Raw genomic sequence first — 19852 nt, forward strand, 5'->3', positions numbered from 1 at the left:
CCGCTCTAGAACAGCTCAATCTAGGAATCGGGCGGCGCTGAAGTCGTAGCGGCGGGTGAGCTGAAACACGGTGCCGCTGAGCAGCAGCAGGCTGATCAGGTTGGGGATCGCCATCAGGCCATTAAGGATGTCGGCGACGGTCCACACCAAATCGAAGCTGGCCACCGCACCGATCACCACCACGGCCACCCACACGAGGCGGAACGGCTTGATCCCCTTCACTCCCACCAGGAATTCGAGGCAGCGCTCGCTGTAGTAGCCCCAGCCCAGGATCGTGGTAGCGGTGAAGAACACCGTGCCGAAGGTCACCAGCCAGGCGCCACCGGGCAGACCCCAATCGAATGCAGCCATGGTGAGTGCCACGCCGGTTGGCGTATCAGCTCCCTCGATCGGCATCCAGGCACCACTCGTCACGATCACCAGCGCCGTCATCGTGCACACGATGATCGTGTCAATGAAGGTGCCGAGCATGGCGACTGAGCCCTGCAGCACCGGATCACCGGGCTTGGCCGCGGCCTGAGCAATCGGTGCCGTACCGAGACCCGCTTCGTTGGAAAACACGCCTCGAGCGATTCCCTTTTGGATCATCACTCCGATGGCCCCGCCAGCCAAGGCCTGGGCACTGAATGCATCGCGGCAAATCAGTGCCAGGGCTGCAGGGAGTTCACTGATGTGGGCAAGCAGGATCGTGGCCGCACCACCCACGTAGATCACCGCCATGAACGGCACCACAGCGGAGGCGACGCGGCCGATGCGCTCGATGCCGCCAATGATCACCGCAAAGGTGATCGCCGCGAACACGATGCCGGTCGCCAAGGGCGGAATGCCCATGGAGATGTTGAGCGCCTTGGCCAACTCATGGGCCTGCACACCATTGCCGATGCCAAAACCGGCCAGGGTTCCGAACACGGCGAAGAGCACCGCCAACCAGTTCCAGCCCTTACCGAGGCCATTGCGGATCACATACATCGGCCCGCCGACGTGTTCACCCAGTTCGTCAACCTCGCGGTGATGCACAGCGAGCAGTGACTCGGCGTACTTGGTGGCCATGCCAACCAGAGCGATCAGCCACATCCAGAACACCGCGCCGGGCCCGCCGACACCGATGGCACCCGCCACGCCCGCCACATTGCCGGTGCCGATCGTGGCGGCCAAGGCCGTCATCAACGACTCAAAGGCACTCACATCGCCTTCACCGCCGGAATGACGAATGGAGCGCAGGGTTTGGCGAACAGCAAAGCCGATCTGACGCAGAGGCATGAAACGCAGCCCGAGCATCAGGTAGAGACCGGTTAGGCCGATCAGCCAGAGGGTGATCGGTCCCCACACCACGCCATTGATTTGATCCAGCAGGTCTTTCAACGGGCCTCCCGCAGCAAAAACTTGCGGGATCGTGTCACATCTGCGGCAAATCAGCTGTTGGAGCTGAGAGCTTCGAAACGGAACACCTGGCGCCCGGCCGGGGTATCACCGAAGGCCTCGGTGTCCACCACACGCTCACTCAGCACCCAGGGGCCTTCTCCAGCCAAAGGCTCAAACGTGTCAGTGAAGGTGCTCTTGCCGCCGCGAGCAGCGCCGCTGGCGGGATCGGCGTATTGGCTGCTGTAGGTGTGGCTGAGGTAGCCGCTGCCGGTGTCGGTGGTGCTTTCGGTGAAGATCGTCACCACGGTGCCGTGGATGTGGCGATGCACCATCGTCACCACATCGTTCTTGATGCGGTAGCGATCACCGGCGTTCTTGCCCCCCACAATCACCTCGGTACCCACGGCATCGGTATCGCCGGCGGTGAAGGTGTTCTCGCCGTGGGTCTGCTCGAAGCTGCGGCGCACGCGGTGAATGCACACCTCCCAGAGCTGGGAGGCCACAGCCTTGTGGATCTCCTCGTTGTCGATGCCCTCCACCTGGGCCTTGAGGTCAGCGCCCACCGTGAAGGTGCCCTCCACACGCTGGTCGCCCTGCTCCCACACGCAACGGCCGCTGTAGCCCGCAAAACCGGGTGCCCAGGTGTAGCGGTTCTCGTAGGCGGCGCGGAAGGCAGCGGTGCAATCGCTGCCGGGGGCGATCGTGGCGGGGCTAGGGGCGACGGTCACGGCAATAGCGGGCACGGGAGTTTCAGGCTACGGGGTGGAGCTGGGCGCCTGCCCAGTCCACGAAGGCCTTCGCCGCTTGCATGGCTTACTCGGCATCCTCAGGACCGAACACATCCATGGATGCCGCATCACCGAGAGCATCGGGGTAGCGGGTTGGGGCATAGAGCTTGTCGAGTGTCCGAGCCTGAGAGGCCCATTGCAATGACGCTTCCGAGCTCAACTCACGCAAGCGTGCTTGAAGTGAGTGGCTACGGAGATCCTGATCCCGAACAGCCAGCAAGGCCTTCAAGGATTTTTCTGCTGCCTGCTGCGCTTGAAAACAACTGTGGCTCCACTCCCCTGCCTGAGCGAGAACCCCCGACGCTCTGAGATCCGCCGCGGCCTGACGCCACCAGAGCAGGGCGCGAGCACGTGCTGATTCACGACTCATGGGAACACCGAACCCGCGAGGAGAGGCTTGGCATCAGCCTTCACCGATCGCCAGAACGGAGAATCGCCATGGCGCGCCAGAAGCGATGGAGGTGCCACGAGCGGTTGCACGGGCAGAGGACAGTCTCCAATCGCCTCAAGGGCTTGGTCGTAGGCCTTCAGGACAGGAACGCCCTCGAAACCCTCAATCAACAGATCGATATCAGAGCGGGCACTTTGAGAACCTCGTGCCCAACTGCCGAATAACCAGAGACCCTTCGGTTGCAGCTGCGCGATCACACGCGCGAGAACCGGCGTCAACGCTGGCCGAAGCTCTTCGGGCAGGTTGTTCAACACCAACTGCATGGGTCAAGGGTAGGAGAGATGGCTTGCGTGATCACACGGATGCGTGGCGCCTCCCAGCGGGGATAGCGTTTCTGCAGCGGTCCCGATCAGGGATGGGTTACGTCCAAGCCGCTCGATGACCGTGCCCTACGTGGGGCCGGTGAAGGTGGCGCTTGGGGATCAACTTTGCTTCGTGGGTGCCCTGGTGATGGGAGACGACGTGCTGTTAGGGGCGGTGCCCATAGAAGACATGGACCTCACGGTTCACCCCAGCCGCCAGCGACTCGAGCCCGATCCGCACAGCCCGAACATCCCCCACGCGCGGGTGACGTGAGGCGACTAACCCCTCAGCCGTGGATGTCCTGCAGGGCATTCACCTGCAGCTGTTGGCCCTGCAGCGCGGCGATCCCTTCCACCGCGGCGCGGGCGCCGGCGAGGGTGGTCACGGTGGTGACGGCGTAATCAATGGCGGCGCGGCGCAGGTATTTGTCGTCGTGGGCGGCCTGGCGACCCACCGGGGTGTTGATCACCAGCTGGATTTCGCCGGAGCGGATCGCGTCTTCGATGTTGGGGCGCCCTTCGTGCACCTTGAGCACCGCTTCCACCGTGAGGCCCGCTTCGGAGAGCCAGCGGGCGGTGCCCTCGGTGGCCACAAGGCGGAAACCCAGGGCCGCCAGGCGCTGAGCCACCGGCAGCAGGGCAGGCTTGTCGCGGTCGTGGGTGGAGAGGAACACGGTGCCGCTGGTGGGCAGAGCTTCGCTGGCGGCCAGCTCAGCCTTGGCATAGGCCAGACCGAAACCGCTGGCCGTGCCCATCACCTCACCGGTGCTGCGCATCTCAGGGCCGAGCAGGGAATCGGCACCGGGAAAGCGCTTGAACGGCAGCACCGCCTCCTTCACCGCCTGCAGCGGCGGCACCGGTTCGCTGGTGAGGCCGATCTGCTCGAGCGTCTTGCCCGACATGATCTGGCTGGCCACCTTGGCCAGGGGCACGCCGGTGGCTTTCGCCACAAACGGCACCGTGCGGGAGGCGCGCGGGTTGGCTTCGATGATGTAAACGAGGCCGTCTTTAACGGCGAACTGCAGGTTGATCAGACCATTCACCTGTAGGGCCAGCGCCAGCGCTTCACTCCACTGGCGGATCGTGGCGAGCGCTTCCTGCTCCAGGCTCACCGCCGGCAGGGCGCAAGCCGAGTCGCCGGAGTGCACACCGGCGGGTTCGATGTGCTCCATCAGGCCACCGATCACCACGCGGCCGCTGGCATCGCAGAGGGCATCCACATCCACCTCGGTGGCGTTCTCGAGGTACTGATCAATCAGCACCGGATGATCGGGCTCCACGTTCACCGCCTCCACCATGTAGCGGTTGAGCTCCTCCTCGCCGTACACCACCTCCATGGCGCGGCCGCCGAGCACATAGCTGGGGCGCACCACCACCGGGTAGCCCACCCGTTCAGCCACAGCGCGGGCCTCGGCTTCGCTGCGGGCCAGGCCATTGCGGGGCTGGCGGATCTCGAGCTTGCGCAGGATCGCCTCGAACTGCTCACGATCTTCCGCCGTGTCGATCGATTCAGGGGATGTACCCCAGATGCGGGTGCCGGTGGCCTGACCTGCAGGCGAGGCGAGCCAACGCAGCAGCGGGATCGCCAGCTTCAGTGGCGTCTGGCCGCCGAACTGCACGATCACGCCTTCGGGCTTCTCCGCCTCGATCACGTTGAGCACGTCTTCAAAGGTGAGCGGCTCGAAATAGAGGCGATCGGAAGTGTCGTAGTCGGTCGACACAGTTTCGGGGTTGGAGTTCACCATCACCGTGGCGAAGCCCTCGGCCTGCAACGCGAAGGAGGCGTGCACGCAGCAATAGTCGAACTCGATGCCCTGGCCGATGCGGTTGGGGCCGCCCCCGAGGATCATCACCTTGCGGCGGGTTTCGGGCTGCACCTCGCTCTCGGGGGCGATCAGCTCAAGCGTGCCGTCCTCGCGCAGGCGCTCTAGTGGACGCTCGTAGGTGGCGTAGTGATACGGGGTGGTGGAGGCGAATTCGGCAGCGCAGGTGTCGACGGTTTTGAATACCGCATTCACCCCCAAGCGTTGCCGTTGGTTGCGCACCGCAAGCTCCTGGGCTCCAGTGGCCCAGGCGATCTGACGGTCGGAGAAGCCCAACTGCTTGAGGGCGAGCAGCGCATCGGCATCGAGATCCTCCAGGCGCGAGCCTTTCAGCCACCGCTGCTCCGCCTCGATAATCCGCCGCAACTTGGCGAGGAACCAGGGATCAATCGCCGAGATGCGGTGAATGTCGGCATCGGAGTAGCCGTTCACCATCGCCGCGCGCACCGCGAAGATGCGATCGGGCGAGGGCGTGCGCAACTCCCGATCCAGCGCCGAGCGCTCGGGGGTGGGATCGGGCCGGTCGCAGCCCCAACCGGCGTGACCGGTTTCGAGCGAGCGGATTGCCTTCTGGAACGACTCCTCAAAGTTGCGGCCGATCGCCATCGCCTCGCCCACCGACTTCATCGCCGTGGTGAGCACTGCCGGGCTGCCGCGGAACTTCTCGAAGGCGAAGCGCGGCACCTTCGTCACCACGTAATCAATGGTGGGCTCAAAGCAGGCCGGCGTCTTGCCGGTGATGTCGTTGAGGATTTCGTCGAGGGTGTAGCCCACCGCCAGGCGGGCGGCGATCTTGGCGATCGGGAAACCAGTGGCCTTCGAGGCCAGGGCTGAGGAGCGCGACACGCGCGGATTCATCTCGATCACGATCACATCGCCGTTGGCGGGGTTGATCGCGAACTGGATGTTGCTGCCGCCGGTGTCGACACCGATCTCGCGGATGATCGCGATCGCCTGATCGCGCAGCCGCTGGTATTCGCGGTCGGTGAGGGTCTGGGCCGGAGCCACGGTGATCGAGTCGCCGGTGTGCACCCCCATCGGATCGAGGTTTTCGATCGAGCAGACGATCACCACGTTGTCGGCGGTGTCGCGCATCACCTCGAGCTCGAACTCCTTCCAACCCAGGAGCGACTTCTCAATCAGGATCTGGTTCACCGGGCTGGCATCGATCCCGCTCAGGCAGATCGCCCGGAACTCTTCGGGGTTGTAGGCGATACCGCCGCCGCTGCCGCCGAGGGTGAAGGCAGGGCGAATGATGCGGGGATAGCTGCCGATCTGCTCACCCACCGCCTCGGCTTCTTCGAGGGTGGTGGCGATGCCGGATGGGCACACGGCTACGCCGATGCGCTCCATCGCCTGTTTAAACAGATCGCGGTCTTCCGCCTTCTCGATCGCCTGCAGGTTGGCGCCGATCAGCTCAACGCCGTACTTCTCCAGCGTTCCGTCTTTGGCGAGGGCCACCGCCAGGTTCAAGGCGGTCTGGCCGCCCATTGTGGGCAGCAGCGCATCGGGGCGCTCCTGCTCGATCACCCGCCGCACCACATCCGGGGTGAGCGGCTCGATATAAGTGCGATCCGCCATGTCTGGATCGGTCATGATCGAGGCGGGATTGCTGTTCACCAGCACCACCTCAAAACCCTCAGCCCGAAGGGCCTTGCAGGCCTGGGTTCCCGAGTAGTCGAACTCGCAGGCCTGTCCGATCACGATCGGCCCGGAACCCAGCAGCAGGATGCGACGCAAATCCGTGCGACGGGGCATGGGCGGATGTCCGGCGGGCAAACCTCCCTACCCTCTCACGTGGGCGCGGCTACTCTGATTTCAAGCAAGTGGCGAAGCCGGTATGAGCGAACTCCAGCGCCTGAAGGGGCTGCTGCCTCCCGAGATGCAGAGCTGGGTGTTTGTGGAAGCCGCCGCTTCAGCTGATCCACCGCTGATCACGATCGAGGAGATCGGCCGCGATGAGGTGGAGATCCAGCTCGACCTGCAGAAGTGGGATGCGCTGGCAATCGACCACCGCAACCTGCTCTTCTGGCATGAGGTGGGCCGCATCCAGAACGATGCCGTGCCCCGCGACGGCTGGGAAATGGCGGCGCTGGCGATCGGCCTGGGCGGTGCCATCGGTGAGCTGTGGGTGCAGGACGGCCTGCTGCTGCTGATGGCCCTTGGCCTATCCGGCTTCGCCGGGTATCGCTTGTATCTCAAAAACAATTCCGAAAAGCGCCTGCAGGACGCCATCGCCGCCGACGAGCGCGCGATCGATCTGGCTTGCCGCTTCGGCTACAGCCTGCCCAATGCCTATAAGAGCCTGGGCGGAGCTCTTAAAGAACTCGTTGAGCAGACCCGCAAGAAGAAGAAACGCGGGTTCTACGAAGACCGGCTGGAGGCGCTGCGCAAGAGTGCAGGCAAGGCCCGCGCCGAAATGGCGCAACAACAGGGCTCCCGTCAATCCGTGAGCAGCGAGAACGTGTATGGCTGAGGCCGTTAACCCCACAGAAGCCGCCAGCCCCACCAAACCCAGCCCCGATCCCAGCCGTCCCCGGCTCAACCTCGACAACAGCAAACAGCTCGCCCTGCTGGCTGCTGAAGCCTGCGACGACCGCAAAGCCGGCGACATCGTGCTGCTACGGGTGGAGGAGATCTCCTCAATCGCCGATTGGTTTGTGATCGCCACCGGCTTCTCCGATGTGCAGGTGCGCGCTATCGCCCGCTCGGTGGAAGACAAGATCGAGGCTGAAAGCGGCGGCCGCCTCCCCCTGCGCAAAGAGGGGCAAAAGGAAGGTCGCTGGGTTCTGCTGGATTACGGCGAGGTGATCGTGCACGCCCTCACTCCCGATGAGCGCAGCTACTACGACCTCGAATCCTTCTGGGGCCACGGCGAGAAGGAGGTGTTTCTAGGGTCGGATCAGGATCAGCCGGCCTGAGGCCGGGCCACCGATGGCCGGCACCGAACCAGCGCCCGATCGAAGGTCACCCGAGCTCAGTCGGGTTGCTTGTCCGGTGCCGCGGGAGCAGCGCCCGCTTGAGCAATACAAGGAGCTTCAGGCCTCCTGGTTTTTCGTTTGGCCCCATAACGGCGATCGCGGCCTGGCCACACCGCTGATGCGGGCCTGGCTGATCGTGCTGCCGCTCACCATGCTCGTGGCCAGCGGCAGCGTTCCCCTGCGTCACAACCTGCCCCAGCTGGTGGTGGCGGGCGCCGTGGCGGGGTTGGTGGTGCCGATGTTGCTGTTGGTGCGGCAGTGGCTGGGATGGTCCACCCTGCAGCGCCGCCTGATGGCCACCGCCGTGGAGTACGAGGAATCGGGCTGGTACGACGGACAGGTGTGGGAGAAACCGGTGGAGTGGCGCCAACAGGATCTGTTGGTGGCCAACCACGAGGTGAAGCCCGTGCTGTGGCGGCTGCAGCAGGCGATGGCCATCACCGCCGCGCTGATGCTGGTGGGTGCGAGCCTCTGTCAGGCTTTGTGAGCGATCGGGCCTGAGCCCTGCATGAGCTTCTCGAGCAGCTTCGGAACCAGCGGACGCCCGAGCGTTCCGCCCCTCGAGGTGCGTCTCACCCGCAATGGCATCCATGAGTCGCGGCACCGGGTGCATGCGGTGGTGTGCGACCAACGCGGCCGCGTGCTGATGCGCGCCGGCGACCCACAACAACTGAGCTTCATCCGCTCCGCTCTCAAGCCCTTCCAGGCCCAGGTGTTTGTGAGCAGCGGGGCCGCCGATCAGGGCAACCACGACGACCGCGCCCTAGCGATCGCCTGCGCTTCCCACGCCGGAGAAGCCGAACAAGCGCGTGAGGCCTTCAAGATCCTGTGGAAGTCGGATCTGGAGAGCGAGCAGCTGCAGTGCCCGGTGCCCTCAGGGCGAAGCAGCCCCTTGGAGCACAACTGCTCTGGCAAACACGCGGCCTTCCTGGCCACCTGCAAACGCATGCAGTGGCCGCTGGAGAGCTATCTGCAACTGGATCACCCCCTGCAGCAACAGGTGTTGAAGCGCGTCGCCGAGCTCCTGGGCATGCCCGCCGCCGAACTGCTCGCCGCCCGTGACGATTGCGGTGCCCCCACCTTGCAGCTGCAGCTCTCTCAGATGGCGCTGCTGTTTGCCCACCTGGGTGCAAGCGAGCAACCGGAGCTGGAACGGTTGAGCCGGGCGATGCTGGCCCACCCGGATCTAGTGGCTGGCGAAGGCCGCTTCGACACGGTGGTGATGCGCAGCGGCCATGGCCAGGTGCTGAGCAAAGGCGGCGCCGAAGGCATCCAATGCCTGAGCCGCGTGGGCGAAGGACTCGGACTGGCCATCAAGGTGGAAGACGGCGCCAGCCGCGCCAAACATGCTGTGGCCCTGCACCTGATGCAGCAGCTGGAGTGGCTCACGCCCACCACCCTCGAAGCCCTTGGCCAACAGTTCTTGCATCCCAACGAAAGCGTGAAGCTCGAGGTGAACGGCGAACTGCGCTTCGACAACGGCCGCTAGAGCCCTCGGCCATGGGTCTGCCGGCCGTAGGCCGGCGTTGGCTGCAGCGAGTATCCGAAGAGCAAGTACCCGAAGAGCGAGTGTCCGAAGGCGGATATCCATGGATATCCAGACCCGGACACCAGCCCAAACAACACACCCCCACCCAGGCAGGCCACTCAGCCGCCTACGGCATCGCGTTCGAACTGAGCCGCGGCCGCCAGGGTGGGCTCCACAGCGAAGAGCTCCGCAGCGATCGCGGGACTGATGGTGAAGGTGTTTAGGCCCTCAGCCGCCAGGCGAGCCAGATCTTCGGTGGAGCGGAGACTGGCGACGAGCAAGCGCAACTGAAGCCCCTCTTGGGCGGACTGTGCGGCGCCCTCCACGATGCGCTGCATGCGGATGAGCTCGGAGTGACCGTCGCGGCCCAGGTCGGTGATGCGTCCGAGGTAGGGGGCGATGTAGTCGGCGCCGAGGGCAGCCGCCAACAGCACCTGAGCTGGCTCGTAGCAAGCGGTGAACGTAACGGGGCAGCCTTCAGCGATCAGGCTGCGGGCGGCAGCCGCACCGGCGCGGGTGATCGGCAACTTCACCCAGATGCGGCCGGGGGCTAACGCGAAGAGAGCGCGGCCGCAAGCCAGAACATCAGAGCCCCAGGCCTGCAGGTGCAACTCCTGCACTCCACCGTCGATCGCTCTGGCCGTGAGCAGCGCCAGATGCTCGAGGCTGCAGGGCTGACCGGCTCGGCGCAGCAGCGTTGGGTTGGTGGTGACGCCGCGGAACAGGCCCGAAGGCAGCCATTCGGCCCAGGCGGCCGGATCAGCGCTATCGAGCAGCAAACGCAACGCCATCGGCAGGAACAGGTCGGGCTGCGACCCGGGTCGAGGAAGCCCCATGCTGCCGTTCACAACGAACGCAAGCGGCCAAGACACCCTGCGGTGTATGCTTTTGAGGTCGCCGCGGGGTAGAGCAGTCTGGTAGCTCGTCGGGCTCATAACCCGAAGGTCGGTGGTTCAAATCCGCCCCCCGCCACCAAACCAAAAGCCCCGGCCATCGCAAGATCGGTCGGGGCTTTTTGATGTTCAAGGCAACGCCGATGAGCTGACCGTCCTTGAATCGCGACCCACTTTCGCCGTTCTGCAACGCCAGCCCTTGGACAGCGCCAACCCCACTCCAACCCCCGCCACCACGCCGGCTCAGGCCACCAACGCCGTGGCCGCCGCGGCTCAGAAAGCTGCCAGCGCCGACCCGCTGATCCTGGCAGCAGCACTCGTGTGGCTGAGCGTGGATCTGATCGGGGATGGCCTGCTGGCGCTGCGCAGCCTGGTGGCGAGCGTCACCAGCGAGCGCACGGCCACCCCCTCCTGATGGCCGACGCGATCGTGGTAGGCAGTGGCGCCAGTGGCGGCGTGGCTGCCCTGGCCCTCGCCCAGGCTGGTCTGCAGGTGTTGGTGCTCGAAGCTGGCCCCGAATTCAGCGCCCCCCGCGCCTTCGGCAGTGAGCCGGCCAACAGCCTCAAGCGGCTGGCGGCTGTGAGCAGCGGCCGACAGAGCCTGGCGGCGCAGCATCCTGGCTACTGGAAGGCCAATCCCGATCTCTACGTCGACGAACGGCAGAACCCCTACAGCACCCCGGACGGGCAGCCGTTCCTCTGGACCCGCGGCCGCCAGGTGGGCGGCAAGAGCCTCACCTGGGGCGGCATCACCCTGCGCCTCTCCGACGCCGAATTTCAAGCCGCCGTGCGCGACGGCCACGGCCGCCCTTGGCCAATCCGCCATGCCGATCTGGCGCCCTTCTACGAGCAGCTCGAGGCGCTTCTCCAGATCCACGGACAGTGCGATGGGCTGCCGCAACTGCCCGACCCCACAGGCGCACCGCAACCGGCTCTTCCCCTCACACCGGCCGAGCAGCACCTGCAGCGCTGCATCCAACGCGAGCTCAACCTGCCGCTGATCCCCTCCCGCGGCTTTGCGCTGCGCAAACCAGCGGACGGACCCTGGCCGCGCTCCTGCTCCCAGGGGGGAGCGCTCAAGGCTGCGCTAGCTACAGGCCGGGTGCAGCTGCAAAGCGAGGCGGTGGTGAGCCATGTGCAGGTGGATCAGCGCAGCGGCCGAGCCACGGGCGTGGAATGGATCCACGCGCGCACGCGTCAACGCCACGTCACTCAGGCGCTGTTGGTGGTGCTGTGCGCCTCCACGATCGAAAGTCTGCGGCTGCTGCTCCACTCCCAGCAGGTGGGGGGCCTTGAGGAGGTGAGCGGCCTGCTGGGACAGGGGCTGATGGATCACGTGTCGGCCAGCTGTTTCTTCGCCCTGCCAGAGCAGCCCCCGCCGGGGGCCACCGAGCTCTCGGGAGCCGGGAGCTGCTTCATCCCCAACACCGTGAATCTGGGTGACCTAGCGGCTGCCAATGGCGATGACACCACCGATTTCCTCCGCGGCTATGGCCTCTGGTGCGGCATCCAACGCTTTGACCCGCCGCAGCTGCTCAAGCGACAGCCCAACGCCGCGGTGGGCTTTCTGATTGGCCACGGCGAAGTGCTGAGCCGTGTGCACAACCGGGTGAGCCTGCACGCCAAGCGCTGCGACGCCTGGGGTATCCCCATCGCCCACATCGACTGCCGCTGGAGCAGCAACGAGCAGCGCATGGTGCAGCACATGCAGACACGGATGCAGGCGGTGGTGAGCAGCGCAGGGGGCCAGATCGCGCCCCTGGCAGATCTGTTTGTGATGCCGCTGATCGAACCGCTGGTGCGCGGCAGCCTGGCGATGGCACCCGGTGCTGCCCCCCCGGGCTACTACATCCACGAGCTGGGGGGCGCGCCGATGGCCGCCAGCGAAGCGGAAGGCGTGCTCAACCCCTGGAATCAGCTGTGGCGCACCCCCAACCTGCTGGTGTGTGATGGCAGCGCCTGGCCCAGCGCCGGCTGGCAGAGTCCCACGCTCACCACAATGGCCCTGAGCTGGCGGGCCAATCAACACGCCGCAGAAGCCTTAAAACGTGGTGAGCTTTAGCTGACGCGGGCTGCGCTTTGGTGTCAACCACCACATCGGCGGTTGCCTGGGCCCCGCACACTGTGGGAGCGACCTTTCAACGGGTCGGGCAAGGGAGAAACACCAGGCGGGAGCTCGGCACTCCCGCTTTTTTGTGTGCTCCTAGCGCGGGCAACTCACTCACCCGGCTTCATGAACAAGCCGTTGAGATAGTGCTGCGCCACGCAGCGATCGCTGCAGCCGTTCTGAAAAAGGAAACCGGCAAGCGCTGAGGTGATCACGCGGTATTGATCCCACTCGGGGCGGCTGCTCAAGAAGGCGCGCATGCCATCAAACAGGGCTTCGGGCACCTCGGCCTCGAGGCTGATGCGAGCGGCACCGCTGGCGTCGTCTCGGCCGAGGCAACGGCTGAGGTGATCGCGCGCACCGCGGTCGGCGTCGGCGACTTCAGCAGCAGCCCGTGCGATCCCATCCACGGGATTCGATTTCAGCTGCATCGGCTGCTCAGGCTCCAAGCGATCTCCATCCGTCGGTGCAGCCATCAATCCACACCGGTGCGGGCCGCGTCAAAGGAGCGCATTCAGCTCAAAACCACCCCGAGACGCACTGAGACAGCTCTCCCTTCCAGCAGCCTGCTCCAGCTGGCAGCCCTCCCTGAAACATCCCTAGCCGTGACAGGAAGCCTGTCAAGCGCGCCCTGAACGAAATGGCGCAATCCACAGAACAGGCCCGCACCGGCTCCAGAGCGCAACCGACCTGTGGAAAAGATTCCAGCCGCCTGTGGAAACCAGCTCGATCCTGTGGAATCCCGAAAACGATCAGCAGGGCTTATGGCTGCGGGTCTCGTGGGACCAGCCCGCAAGCGAGACGATTGAGCTGCTCAAACCCCTGGGTTGTCTTCCGGTTTCGACCGCGGTTTGTAAAGCGTGCGCGGACCAAGGGGGTGATCGGCATGGGGATACGGCGCATGGGTGTGGCCGCTGTCGTGGCTGTGGTCGTGGGGATGGTCGTGGTGGTGATGGTCGTGGTCGTGGCCGTGTGCATGGCTGTGACCCAGCGGAATCGGGATGCCATCGGGCTGGCAGGCGCCGGTGCATTCGTGCTCGCACAGGGTGCAGGCCTCCACCAGGCCCTCCACGTGGTGGTGGTGGCTCTGCTGCGGAGCTCCCACCTCGGTTTCAAAGCCGAGCACCTGGGCGCGGTACTTACAGAGCGAGCAGTTCATCTGCGTTTCGCCGCGCACCACCTCCTGCACGCGCTCCAGGAAGGTGTTGATCACCAGCGGGTGATCGCCGAGGTAGCTGGCCTCCACAAATTCCAACTCCGGATGATCAGCCGCCACCAGCTGCGTGTGCTGGCGGATGCGACTCACCAGCACCCCCGAAAACAGGAAATAAGGGAACACCACGATGCGGCGGAAGCCGAGCTTCACCGCATGGCGCAGGCCCGGCTCCACCAGCGGGAAGGTGACGCCCGAGTACACGGTTTCGCCCCAGCCAAACCCGAAGCCCTCCACCAACATCCGCGCCACCTTCGACACGTTGGAGTTGGCATCGGGATCCGACGAGCCGCGGCCCACCACCACCAGCAGCGTGTCGCTGAGGGGCACCGGTATTTCCCCACGGCCCACCGCGGCGGCATCGGAGGCGTCAAGGGCCTCGCGGATCCGGGCACCGGCGGCCTGCATCATGCTCAGGTCCACCCCCAGCTCCCGGCCGTAATCGATTCGCAGACCGGATTCGGCGCTGAACGTGTTGAGCACCGAGGGGATGTCGTTCTTGGCGTGGCCGGCGGCAAACAACATTCCAGGCACCGCCAGCACGCGCTTCACTCCCTGCGCCTGCAGGCTCTCAAGGCCATCGCGCAAGATCGGCCGCGCGAACTCCAGATAGCCGTATTCCACCGGCACGCCGGGCAACTTGGCCCGCAATCCCTCTGCCAATTGGGCGAACTCACCCACCGCCTGACGATTACGGCTGCCATGGCCGCAGATCAGCACCCCAATCGGGCCACCCTCCACGGCGTTAAGGGCGGCGTTAAGGGCGGCGTTGCAGTCAGGCTTCGGCGCGGGGTTGCTCATGGGAGGTTGTGCCTGATGCGACCCTATCGGGACAAGGCAGTCAAACCCCAAGCAGCCACTGAAGTACCAACACCTAGGGTGCCCATAGCAAGCCAATCACGCGTGCAGAAGAGCGAGAACAACCGAGCTGGCGAACTGAAGGAGCTGGGCTGGAGCGCTGAGGACGTACGCCGCTACGAGGAGCTCTGGGAGTACCGGCAGCGCTGGGGCGCGATCAACCTCGAGCGGGAAGACCGCCAGTTCCTGCGCAAAGCCGAAGCAGCGCTGCCCAAGATCGTGGCCAAGGGCTCCGAGAAGAAGCGCACCCAAGACAAATCCCACTACCGCTGGCTGGCCTTTTATCTCGAAGCGATGCAGGCCGCACCGCTACAGGAGGGTGAAGTTGGCGCCTGGCCGGTGGTGCTGCAGGAGGAACTACGGGCCATCGATTACTACGAGCCGGTGCTCGGCCTGCCAGACACGCTCAAAGCCAAGGAGCTGCTGCCGATCCGCGAGCAGCTGGTGGCTCAGGCTGCAGCCAGCTGCCGCAGCACCAGCTTTGATTTCGTGGCACCGCTGGAGGAGCTGAAGCAGCGGGAAAAAACCAGCTGGAAACCCCTACGCGGCGACGGCAACACCGACACCACCTACCCGGTGCTCAGCGCCGATACCGCTGAGGCCTTCCGCCAGCAGGCCCGGGCCACAATCACCAGCGCGATCCGCGAGCTGTTCCCCTCCCTCAAGGACAGCGAGAAGCCCGAGCCCCCTGCCGACTGGATGCCCTGAGCCCCAAAAACCAGCCATACCGGGATTCAGGCAACGGTTATCCACAAAAGTGACCGTGATCAGACGCTTCAAAGCCTCTGATCCCTACTTCTGCTTGATAGCAGTTTGTCGCTCGACTTCACCCGATCTCGGAGTTGAGCTCGGGTGAAGCCGTTCATTGCGCACTTCGTTCTCGACCCCAAAGCCTCGCTCTTCTGGAGGCAGCAGCGGCTCTGCAACACGAGGCCACTGCGGTGACATTCGATGGCGACTTTGAAGCGATCTCAGCATGGGCATGAATCGCAGCCTGTGAATGATCAGTGCCCCGCCGCCAGCGCCCCGCCGCGGCCGCCGGCCTCTTCCGCCACGCCGATCCGGGCGAACAGATCGGTGCTTTCGGCATTGAGGTTGAGCACCTCCACCGTGCTTCCACCAAGCTTGAGGCGGCGGATCACCTGATCGAGGGCGGTAACGCCGCTCTGATCCCAGATGTGTGCTTCCGCCATGTCGATGGTGATCCGGGCTGGGTGCTCGTGCAGCTCAAAGCCTTGGCGGAAGTAGATGCTGCTCACGAAGAACAGCTGGCCGCGCACGGTGTAAAGGCGGTGATCGGGGGCCACCAAGGCGCTCTCCACATCGATCACCTTGGCCACCTTGCGGCCGAACAGGATGCCCGCCAGAGCCACACCGGAGAGCAGACCCACCGCCAGGTTGTGGGTGAGCACCGTCACCACCACGGTGAGCAGCATCACGGCCGTGTCGCTCTTAGGGATGCGGCGGATGCCGCTGATCGAGCCCCAGTTGGCGGTGTTGATCGCAATCATGATCATCACGCCCACGAGCGTGGCCATCGGGATCTGATTCACCCAGCGGCTGGCCAACAGGATCATCGCCAGCAGGCTCACGCCTGAGGTGAGCGTGGAGAGGCGTGTGCGGCCGCCATAACCCACGTTCATCACCGACTGACCCACCAGGGCGCAGCCGGCCATGCCACCGAACAGCGAGCTCACGATGTTGCCGATGCCCTGGCCGCGCGCCTCGGCGTTCTTGTGGCTGGAGCTGTCGGTGATGTCGTCGAGGATGTCTTGGGTGAGGAAGGTTTCCATCAGGCCCACCAGCGAGATCGCCAGGGCCGTGGGCAGGATCAGGCCCAGGGTTTCCAGGTTGAAGGGCACTTGGGGCAGACCCAGTTGCGGCAGGCCATCGGGCAGGGTGCCGAGGCTGGCCACTGTGGGAATCTCCAGCCCCAGCTGCATCGAGAGCCCCGTGGTGATCAGGATGGCCACGAGCGCCGATGGCACGGCGGTGGTGATGCGGGGCAACGCATAGATGATCGCCAAGGTGAGTGCCATCAGGCCCCACACCGCAGGCAGCTGGCCGGCGAGCACGATCACCTTCTCGGGGTGGAACACATCCAGCCCCAGCTGGGGCAGCTGCGCCAGAACGATCAGAATCGCGAGCGCATTCACAAATCCAGCCATCACCGGCTGCGGCACAAAGCGCATCTGGTGCGCCAGGCGCATATAGCCCCAGGCGATCTGCAGCACGCCGGTGAGGATGCCCGCCGCCAGCAGGTACTGCAGGCCCATGCCCTCACCCAGGCCGTTGCCCTGCTGCACCAAGCCCGTCATCAACAGGGCGGTGGAGCCGGTGGCGGAGGTGATCATCGCGGTGCGGCCGCCAACGATTGCCAGCGTCACCGACAGGAGAAAAGCCCCAAACAGGCCCACCCGCGGATCCACACCAGCGACGCCAGAGAAGGCAATCGCCTCCGGGATCATCGCGAAGGCGACCACCAGTCCGGAGAGGATATCGCGGTGGGGCCGGTCCCACCATTGCTTGAGGGAAACCATCGACGCATCACCTCGCCCGCTGGCCGGACCCTATCAGTGAGGTCTGGCCGCGCTTGGGTGCAGCCTCAGCGCAACAACCGCAGCCAGGCCCACCAGATCAACACCACCGGCACGAGTGACAAGGCCAGCACCTGCAGGCTTTGCAGCTGCTCAGGATTCATCGCACGGGGCAAGGCTGGGAGTTGATCAACAGCAACCCCAGCAGGCCGCACTGCAACCGGGTGAGGTCGTCTCGAGCGAGCTCCACATCGGAAGCAAAGCCAGGGTTGGGGGCGGGTTCCGCCACCACCGGGGCCGGATCCAGTGGTGGTGGTAGCGGTTCAGCCAAGGCTGCGGGTGCAGCAGCCAGCACAAGCAAGCCGAGCAAGAGAGCTTTCATCGCATCAGGGCAGATGCTTCCGCTTTAGCCAAAGGGCGAGATAGTGGCCGGCAGATGCCCGGTTTTCACCCAGATCGTGCAACCGGCATCACTCCAGGGGCGGTGCACGCTGCCCGGTGGGTTGCGCAACCAACTGCCGGCGGGATGGGTGCCGTGTTCGTCTTGAAACACGCCATCGATCACGAAGATCTCCTCACCACCGGGATGGCTGTGGGTCTGGAAATGGGTTCCCGGCGCCCAGCGCACCAGCGCCACCTGTTCACTGCCAAAGGCATGCAACGGCAGCACCGTAAGACCCGAAACCAGGCCCGGATGCCAAGCCGCCGCGTGGGTGTCGATCACCACGCGCTGCTGATCCTCGGGATGCATCTGCTGCAGCTTCACCAACAGCGTGCAACCGCTCTCGCTGAAGGGAGCGTGGACTGATCCCGGCGGATTGCGCAGATAGGTGCCGGCGGGATAGAGGCCATGGTCATCCTCAAAGGTGCCTTCCAGCACGAGGATCTCCTCACCGCCGCCGTGGTTATGCCGAGCAAAACGGCTGCCCGCTGCATAACGCACCACCGATGTGGCCCGCGCCACCTCATCGCCAATCCGCTCGAGCAGGCGCCGCTCCACCCCCGGCGAGGGGGAGCCCACCCAAGGCAGCTCGGCCGACTGGAGCGCCACCGGTTGGCGCCAATCACCATGCAGGTTCATCGGTTGATCCTCATCCGGTCTGGCGAACCCGCTTCACCGCCAAGCCCGCTTCTGTGGCGGTCACACCAGCCAACACCAAGAGGCCGATCAACCCCACCAGTTGGTTCTGGGCTTCAGCGGCCGCATCGGCGTTTTGAGCCAGCACAGCACCCGCCACAAACCAGGCCGTGGCCAGGGCTGAGGTGATCCAGTAGGCCCGCCAGCGGCGCTGATAGAGATAACCAGCGCCCAGGCCCGGCACCACATTCAGCACCACGGCCACCCAACCCGCTGAAGCGGCAAGGATCTGCTCACGGGAGGGCTCCATCGCGGCTCCAACACTGGTTGCACTTTGGCGAGCCGCGTCACTGGGCTGTGAGCGGCGGCGGGTAGCGTTGTACCGCTGGGGTGAAGCGAATGATTTCGGCAACGTTGCCGATTTCGCGCCTCCGCCTCCATGGTGGAGACAGCTGCTCAGGCTCCATGCCAGAAGGCACCAGCATCAGCCCGATGGCACCATTGCTCCAGCGGCTCAGCGCCTGGGTTCTCAACCGTCCGCTGCCGCCGGAACTGCTCGGGCAGTGCTGCGATCGGCTGCGCCCCACCCCGGTCGGCCTGGCGCTTCGAGCGGCGCTACAGGCCAACGGCCACGGCACCAGCGAGCTGCTGGAGTGGCACTGGGATCAGCGGCGGGGCCGGGCTGAGGGATGGCTGTGGCATCAAGGCGTCGTGCAGCACTTCCGCTGGTGCCGACGCGATGGCCGCCTGGCGGTGCGAGCCCAGCTGCGCTGCCGCGATCGAGGATCCGTGCAACTGCTGACCTGAAAGGCAAGCCAGACCTCAGGTGGATTCCGCAGTGCAGGCGATGGTCGCGCCCGCTCCCGCCAGATGCCGGCTGCTCACCAGTTCACCGGTGCAGGCCACTGGCAAAAGGCTCGAGCGGCCCTCGGCATACCAGGCAGCCACGAGGGCAGCGCTCGAAGCTGGTGTGATGGTCCCGGCCAACATCCAGAGCTCGTCGTGAAGAACCTGGGTCTGATCCGGGGTGCCCACATACCAAGGCGCTTCGGGATCAACCGACAACTCCTCATGGAGCAGCAGCAAGCCCTCCAGAACACAGGCGGCGAGCTCGGGTGTCATCCGCTTGAGAAGAACAACCATCCACGCACAGCGGCGGGGAAGGAAGCAAGCACGTCGTGCTCAGGGCCGCACCGATGCTGCATCGGCGCTGCAAGGGAAGGGTTACCGGGTTCGCGTTCTTAGGACTGGATCACAAGGGAGTCAGCCATGACCCACACCACATCCCAGAGCAGCCACCCCGACGTGTTGAGCGCCCAAGAGATCGCCCTCCACATGATTGCCAGCGCTGCACGCGTCCTGCTGATGATCGGCACCGCCGTGCTCGTGGGCGAAGTGGCGGCAGGTCCTGCGCGGCGCTTGATCGCCGCGCGCAAGCCAAACCCCGATCAGCCGAATCCTGCAAGCAGCATAGAAACGACTTGAACAGCACCTGGCGGGCCTCACATCCCGGCCCTGCCACCGGAGGGCAACTGGTCGGTTGTAGTGAGCGAGCGAAGATCACTCCAAGAGCTGACCTGAGCAGAAATGCTCCTGCTTTGCTTGAGCAAGCCGGCTTGGTGCGCTATCAGAAGCCGGCAGAGCGGAGGCCCCGGTAGACAGTCATGACGAGCGGAGATCTGAGGCCGGTTCGATATTGAATCGCACCTGGAATATCAGCGTCGACAGCGAGGTGTTCGACAACAGCTGATCCGGAATCAAGCTCTGCCTGACAGCACTCAGCAGGCTGGAACCTTGGAGGCGGCTGACAATCCATCACCCTGGCACCAGCACGGCACAAGCAACGTTGGCGCTGAACGCGCGGAAAAAGCTGAAGCTGTGCGCGAGGGGCGTTGAAAGCAAGCTGAAGCCAGCAGACAGAGACATTGCGGG

The 19852-nt window shown here is 65.0% G+C and carries 23 protein-coding genes and 1 tRNA gene; 11 read left to right on the top strand and 13 right to left on the bottom strand.

The features are described 5' to 3' along the window. Window positions 1–15: 15 nt before the first annotated feature. From ACIQ2E_RS02345 to ACIQ2E_RS02360, 4 genes are all read right to left on the bottom strand, one after another. Window positions 16–1362 (bottom strand): alanine/glycine:cation symporter family protein, encoded by a 1347-nt coding sequence (locus ACIQ2E_RS02345; protein WP_398325594.1) that lies wholly within the window; start codon window positions 1360–1362, stop codon window positions 16–18. 50 nt (window positions 1363–1412) lie between these two features. Then, on the bottom strand, window positions 1413–2090 hold the full coding sequence (locus tag ACIQ2E_RS02350; RefSeq protein ID WP_398325597.1) for a DUF3386 domain-containing protein: 678 nt from the start codon (window positions 2088–2090) through the stop codon (window positions 1413–1415). An 85-nt stretch (window positions 2091–2175) separates the two neighbouring features. Beyond that, complete coding sequence (locus tag ACIQ2E_RS02355) at window positions 2176–2520, bottom strand: HEPN domain-containing protein (protein ID WP_398325600.1); 345 nt, start codon at window positions 2518–2520, stop codon at window positions 2176–2178. Then, window positions 2517–2852 carry a nucleotidyltransferase family protein gene (locus ACIQ2E_RS02360; protein ID WP_398325603.1) on the bottom strand — a complete coding sequence of 112 codons (336 nt, stop codon included), beginning with the start codon at window positions 2850–2852 and terminating at the stop codon, window positions 2517–2519. Before ACIQ2E_RS02360 ends, ACIQ2E_RS02355 begins: the two co-directional genes overlap by 4 nt. 127 nt (window positions 2853–2979) lie before the next feature. On the opposite strand from ACIQ2E_RS02360, the gene ACIQ2E_RS02365 reads away from it, so the two are divergent. Further along, complete coding sequence (locus ACIQ2E_RS02365; RefSeq protein ID WP_398325606.1) at window positions 2980–3177, top strand: hypothetical protein; 198 nt, start codon at window positions 2980–2982, stop codon at window positions 3175–3177. A gap of 13 nt (window positions 3178–3190) precedes the next feature. Here the strand turns inward: ACIQ2E_RS02365 and carB are convergent, their stop codons facing one another. Then, window positions 3191–6484: a carbamoyl-phosphate synthase large subunit gene (gene carB / locus ACIQ2E_RS02370; RefSeq protein ID WP_398325609.1), complete on the bottom strand. Its 3294-nt coding sequence runs from the start codon at window positions 6482–6484 to the stop codon at window positions 3191–3193. Between the two features lie 82 nt (window positions 6485–6566). Between carB and ACIQ2E_RS02375 the strand changes: the two genes are divergently transcribed. From ACIQ2E_RS02375 to ACIQ2E_RS02390, 4 genes are read left to right on the top strand one after another with little or no spacing between them, the layout of a single operon-like run. Further along, complete coding sequence (locus tag ACIQ2E_RS02375) at window positions 6567–7202, top strand: DUF3318 domain-containing protein (protein ID WP_010309735.1); 636 nt, start codon at window positions 6567–6569, stop codon at window positions 7200–7202. Further along, window positions 7195–7647: a ribosome silencing factor gene (gene rsfS, locus ACIQ2E_RS02380; RefSeq protein ID WP_398325613.1), complete on the top strand. Its 453-nt coding sequence runs from the start codon at window positions 7195–7197 to the stop codon at window positions 7645–7647. The genes ACIQ2E_RS02375 and rsfS overlap by 8 nt, the downstream gene beginning before the upstream one ends. A gap of 13 nt (window positions 7648–7660) precedes the next feature. Then, on the top strand, window positions 7661–8194 hold the full coding sequence (locus tag ACIQ2E_RS02385; RefSeq protein WP_398325616.1) for a CGLD27 family protein: 534 nt from the start codon (window positions 7661–7663) through the stop codon (window positions 8192–8194). Window positions 8195–8215: 21 nt separating this feature from the next. Next, window positions 8216–9196 carry an asparaginase gene (locus ACIQ2E_RS02390; protein ID WP_398325619.1) on the top strand — a complete coding sequence of 327 codons (981 nt, stop codon included), beginning with the start codon at window positions 8216–8218 and terminating at the stop codon, window positions 9194–9196. Between the two features lie 158 nt (window positions 9197–9354). Here ACIQ2E_RS02390 and ACIQ2E_RS02395 read toward each other — a convergent pair whose 3' ends face one another. Further along, window positions 9355–10071 (bottom strand): transaldolase family protein, encoded by a 717-nt coding sequence (locus tag ACIQ2E_RS02395; protein WP_398325622.1) that lies wholly within the window; start codon window positions 10069–10071, stop codon window positions 9355–9357. A 62-nt stretch (window positions 10072–10133) separates the two neighbouring features. On the opposite strand from ACIQ2E_RS02395, the gene ACIQ2E_RS02400 reads away from it, so the two are divergent. The 3 genes from ACIQ2E_RS02400 (at window position 10134) to ACIQ2E_RS02410 (ending at window position 12189) form a co-directional block, all read left to right on the top strand. Then, window positions 10134–10210 (top strand) — tRNA-Met (locus ACIQ2E_RS02400). 117 nt (window positions 10211–10327) lie between these two features. Further along, complete coding sequence (locus ACIQ2E_RS02405; protein WP_398325625.1) at window positions 10328–10543, top strand: hypothetical protein; 216 nt, start codon at window positions 10328–10330, stop codon at window positions 10541–10543. After that, the gene (locus tag ACIQ2E_RS02410; protein WP_398325628.1) at window positions 10543–12189 is read left to right on the top strand and encodes a GMC oxidoreductase; all 1647 of its coding nucleotides are present in this window, start codon (window positions 10543–10545) and stop codon (window positions 12187–12189) included. Before ACIQ2E_RS02405 ends, ACIQ2E_RS02410 begins: the two co-directional genes overlap by 1 nt. Before the next feature lie 155 nt (window positions 12190–12344). On the opposite strand, the gene ACIQ2E_RS02415 is transcribed toward ACIQ2E_RS02410, so the two are convergent. Together ACIQ2E_RS02415 and ACIQ2E_RS02420 are read right to left on the bottom strand one after the other, a co-directional pair. Further along, window positions 12345–12665, bottom strand: coding sequence for a DUF2811 domain-containing protein (locus ACIQ2E_RS02415; protein ID WP_398325631.1), 321 nt, complete (start codon window positions 12663–12665; stop codon window positions 12345–12347). 383 nt (window positions 12666–13048) lie between these two features. Then, window positions 13049–14248, bottom strand: coding sequence for a sirohydrochlorin chelatase (locus ACIQ2E_RS02420; RefSeq protein WP_398325634.1), 1200 nt, complete (start codon window positions 14246–14248; stop codon window positions 13049–13051). 102 nt (window positions 14249–14350) lie between these two features. Between ACIQ2E_RS02420 and ACIQ2E_RS02425 the strand changes: the two genes are divergently transcribed. Then, window positions 14351–15013 carry a hypothetical protein gene (locus ACIQ2E_RS02425; RefSeq protein WP_398325637.1) on the top strand — a complete coding sequence of 221 codons (663 nt, stop codon included), beginning with the start codon at window positions 14351–14353 and terminating at the stop codon, window positions 15011–15013. Window positions 15014–15309: 296 nt separating this feature from the next. Here the strand turns inward: ACIQ2E_RS02425 and ACIQ2E_RS02430 are convergent, their stop codons facing one another. The 4 genes from ACIQ2E_RS02430 to ACIQ2E_RS02445 all read right to left on the bottom strand — a co-directional run bounded on the left by ACIQ2E_RS02430 (window position 15310) and on the right by ACIQ2E_RS02445 (window position 18230). Continuing rightward, window positions 15310–16845, bottom strand: a complete 1536-nt coding sequence (locus ACIQ2E_RS02430; protein WP_398325640.1) for a SulP family inorganic anion transporter — start codon at window positions 16843–16845, stop codon at window positions 15310–15312. A 157-nt stretch (window positions 16846–17002) separates the two neighbouring features. Beyond that, on the bottom strand, window positions 17003–17224 hold the full coding sequence (locus tag ACIQ2E_RS02435) for a hypothetical protein (protein WP_398325643.1): 222 nt from the start codon (window positions 17222–17224) through the stop codon (window positions 17003–17005). Window positions 17225–17248: 24 nt separating this feature from the next. Then, window positions 17249–17923 (bottom strand): cupin domain-containing protein, encoded by a 675-nt coding sequence (locus ACIQ2E_RS02440; RefSeq protein ID WP_398325645.1) that lies wholly within the window; start codon window positions 17921–17923, stop codon window positions 17249–17251. Window positions 17924–17933: 10 nt separating this feature from the next. Beyond that, entirely contained in the window at window positions 17934–18230 is a 297-nt protein-coding gene (locus tag ACIQ2E_RS02445; RefSeq protein WP_398325648.1) for a hypothetical protein, read from the bottom strand. Window positions 18231–18412: 182 nt separating this feature from the next. On the opposite strand from ACIQ2E_RS02445, the gene ACIQ2E_RS02450 reads away from it, so the two are divergent. Next, entirely contained in the window at window positions 18413–18727 is a 315-nt protein-coding gene (locus ACIQ2E_RS02450) for a hypothetical protein (RefSeq protein WP_398325651.1), read from the top strand. 15 nt (window positions 18728–18742) lie between these two features. Here ACIQ2E_RS02450 and ACIQ2E_RS02455 read toward each other — a convergent pair whose 3' ends face one another. Continuing rightward, window positions 18743–19063 carry a hypothetical protein gene (locus ACIQ2E_RS02455; protein ID WP_398325654.1) on the bottom strand — a complete coding sequence of 107 codons (321 nt, stop codon included), beginning with the start codon at window positions 19061–19063 and terminating at the stop codon, window positions 18743–18745. A 126-nt stretch (window positions 19064–19189) separates the two neighbouring features. Here ACIQ2E_RS02455 and ACIQ2E_RS02460 point away from each other — a divergent pair, with 126 nt between their 5' ends. Continuing rightward, window positions 19190–19405: a hypothetical protein gene (locus ACIQ2E_RS02460; RefSeq protein ID WP_398325657.1), complete on the top strand. Its 216-nt coding sequence runs from the start codon at window positions 19190–19192 to the stop codon at window positions 19403–19405. Window positions 19406–19852: the final 447 nt, after the last annotated feature.

The organism is Vulcanococcus sp. (assembly GCF_044369115.1).
Taxonomy (GTDB): Bacteria; Cyanobacteriota; Cyanobacteriia; order PCC-6307; family Cyanobiaceae; genus Vulcanococcus.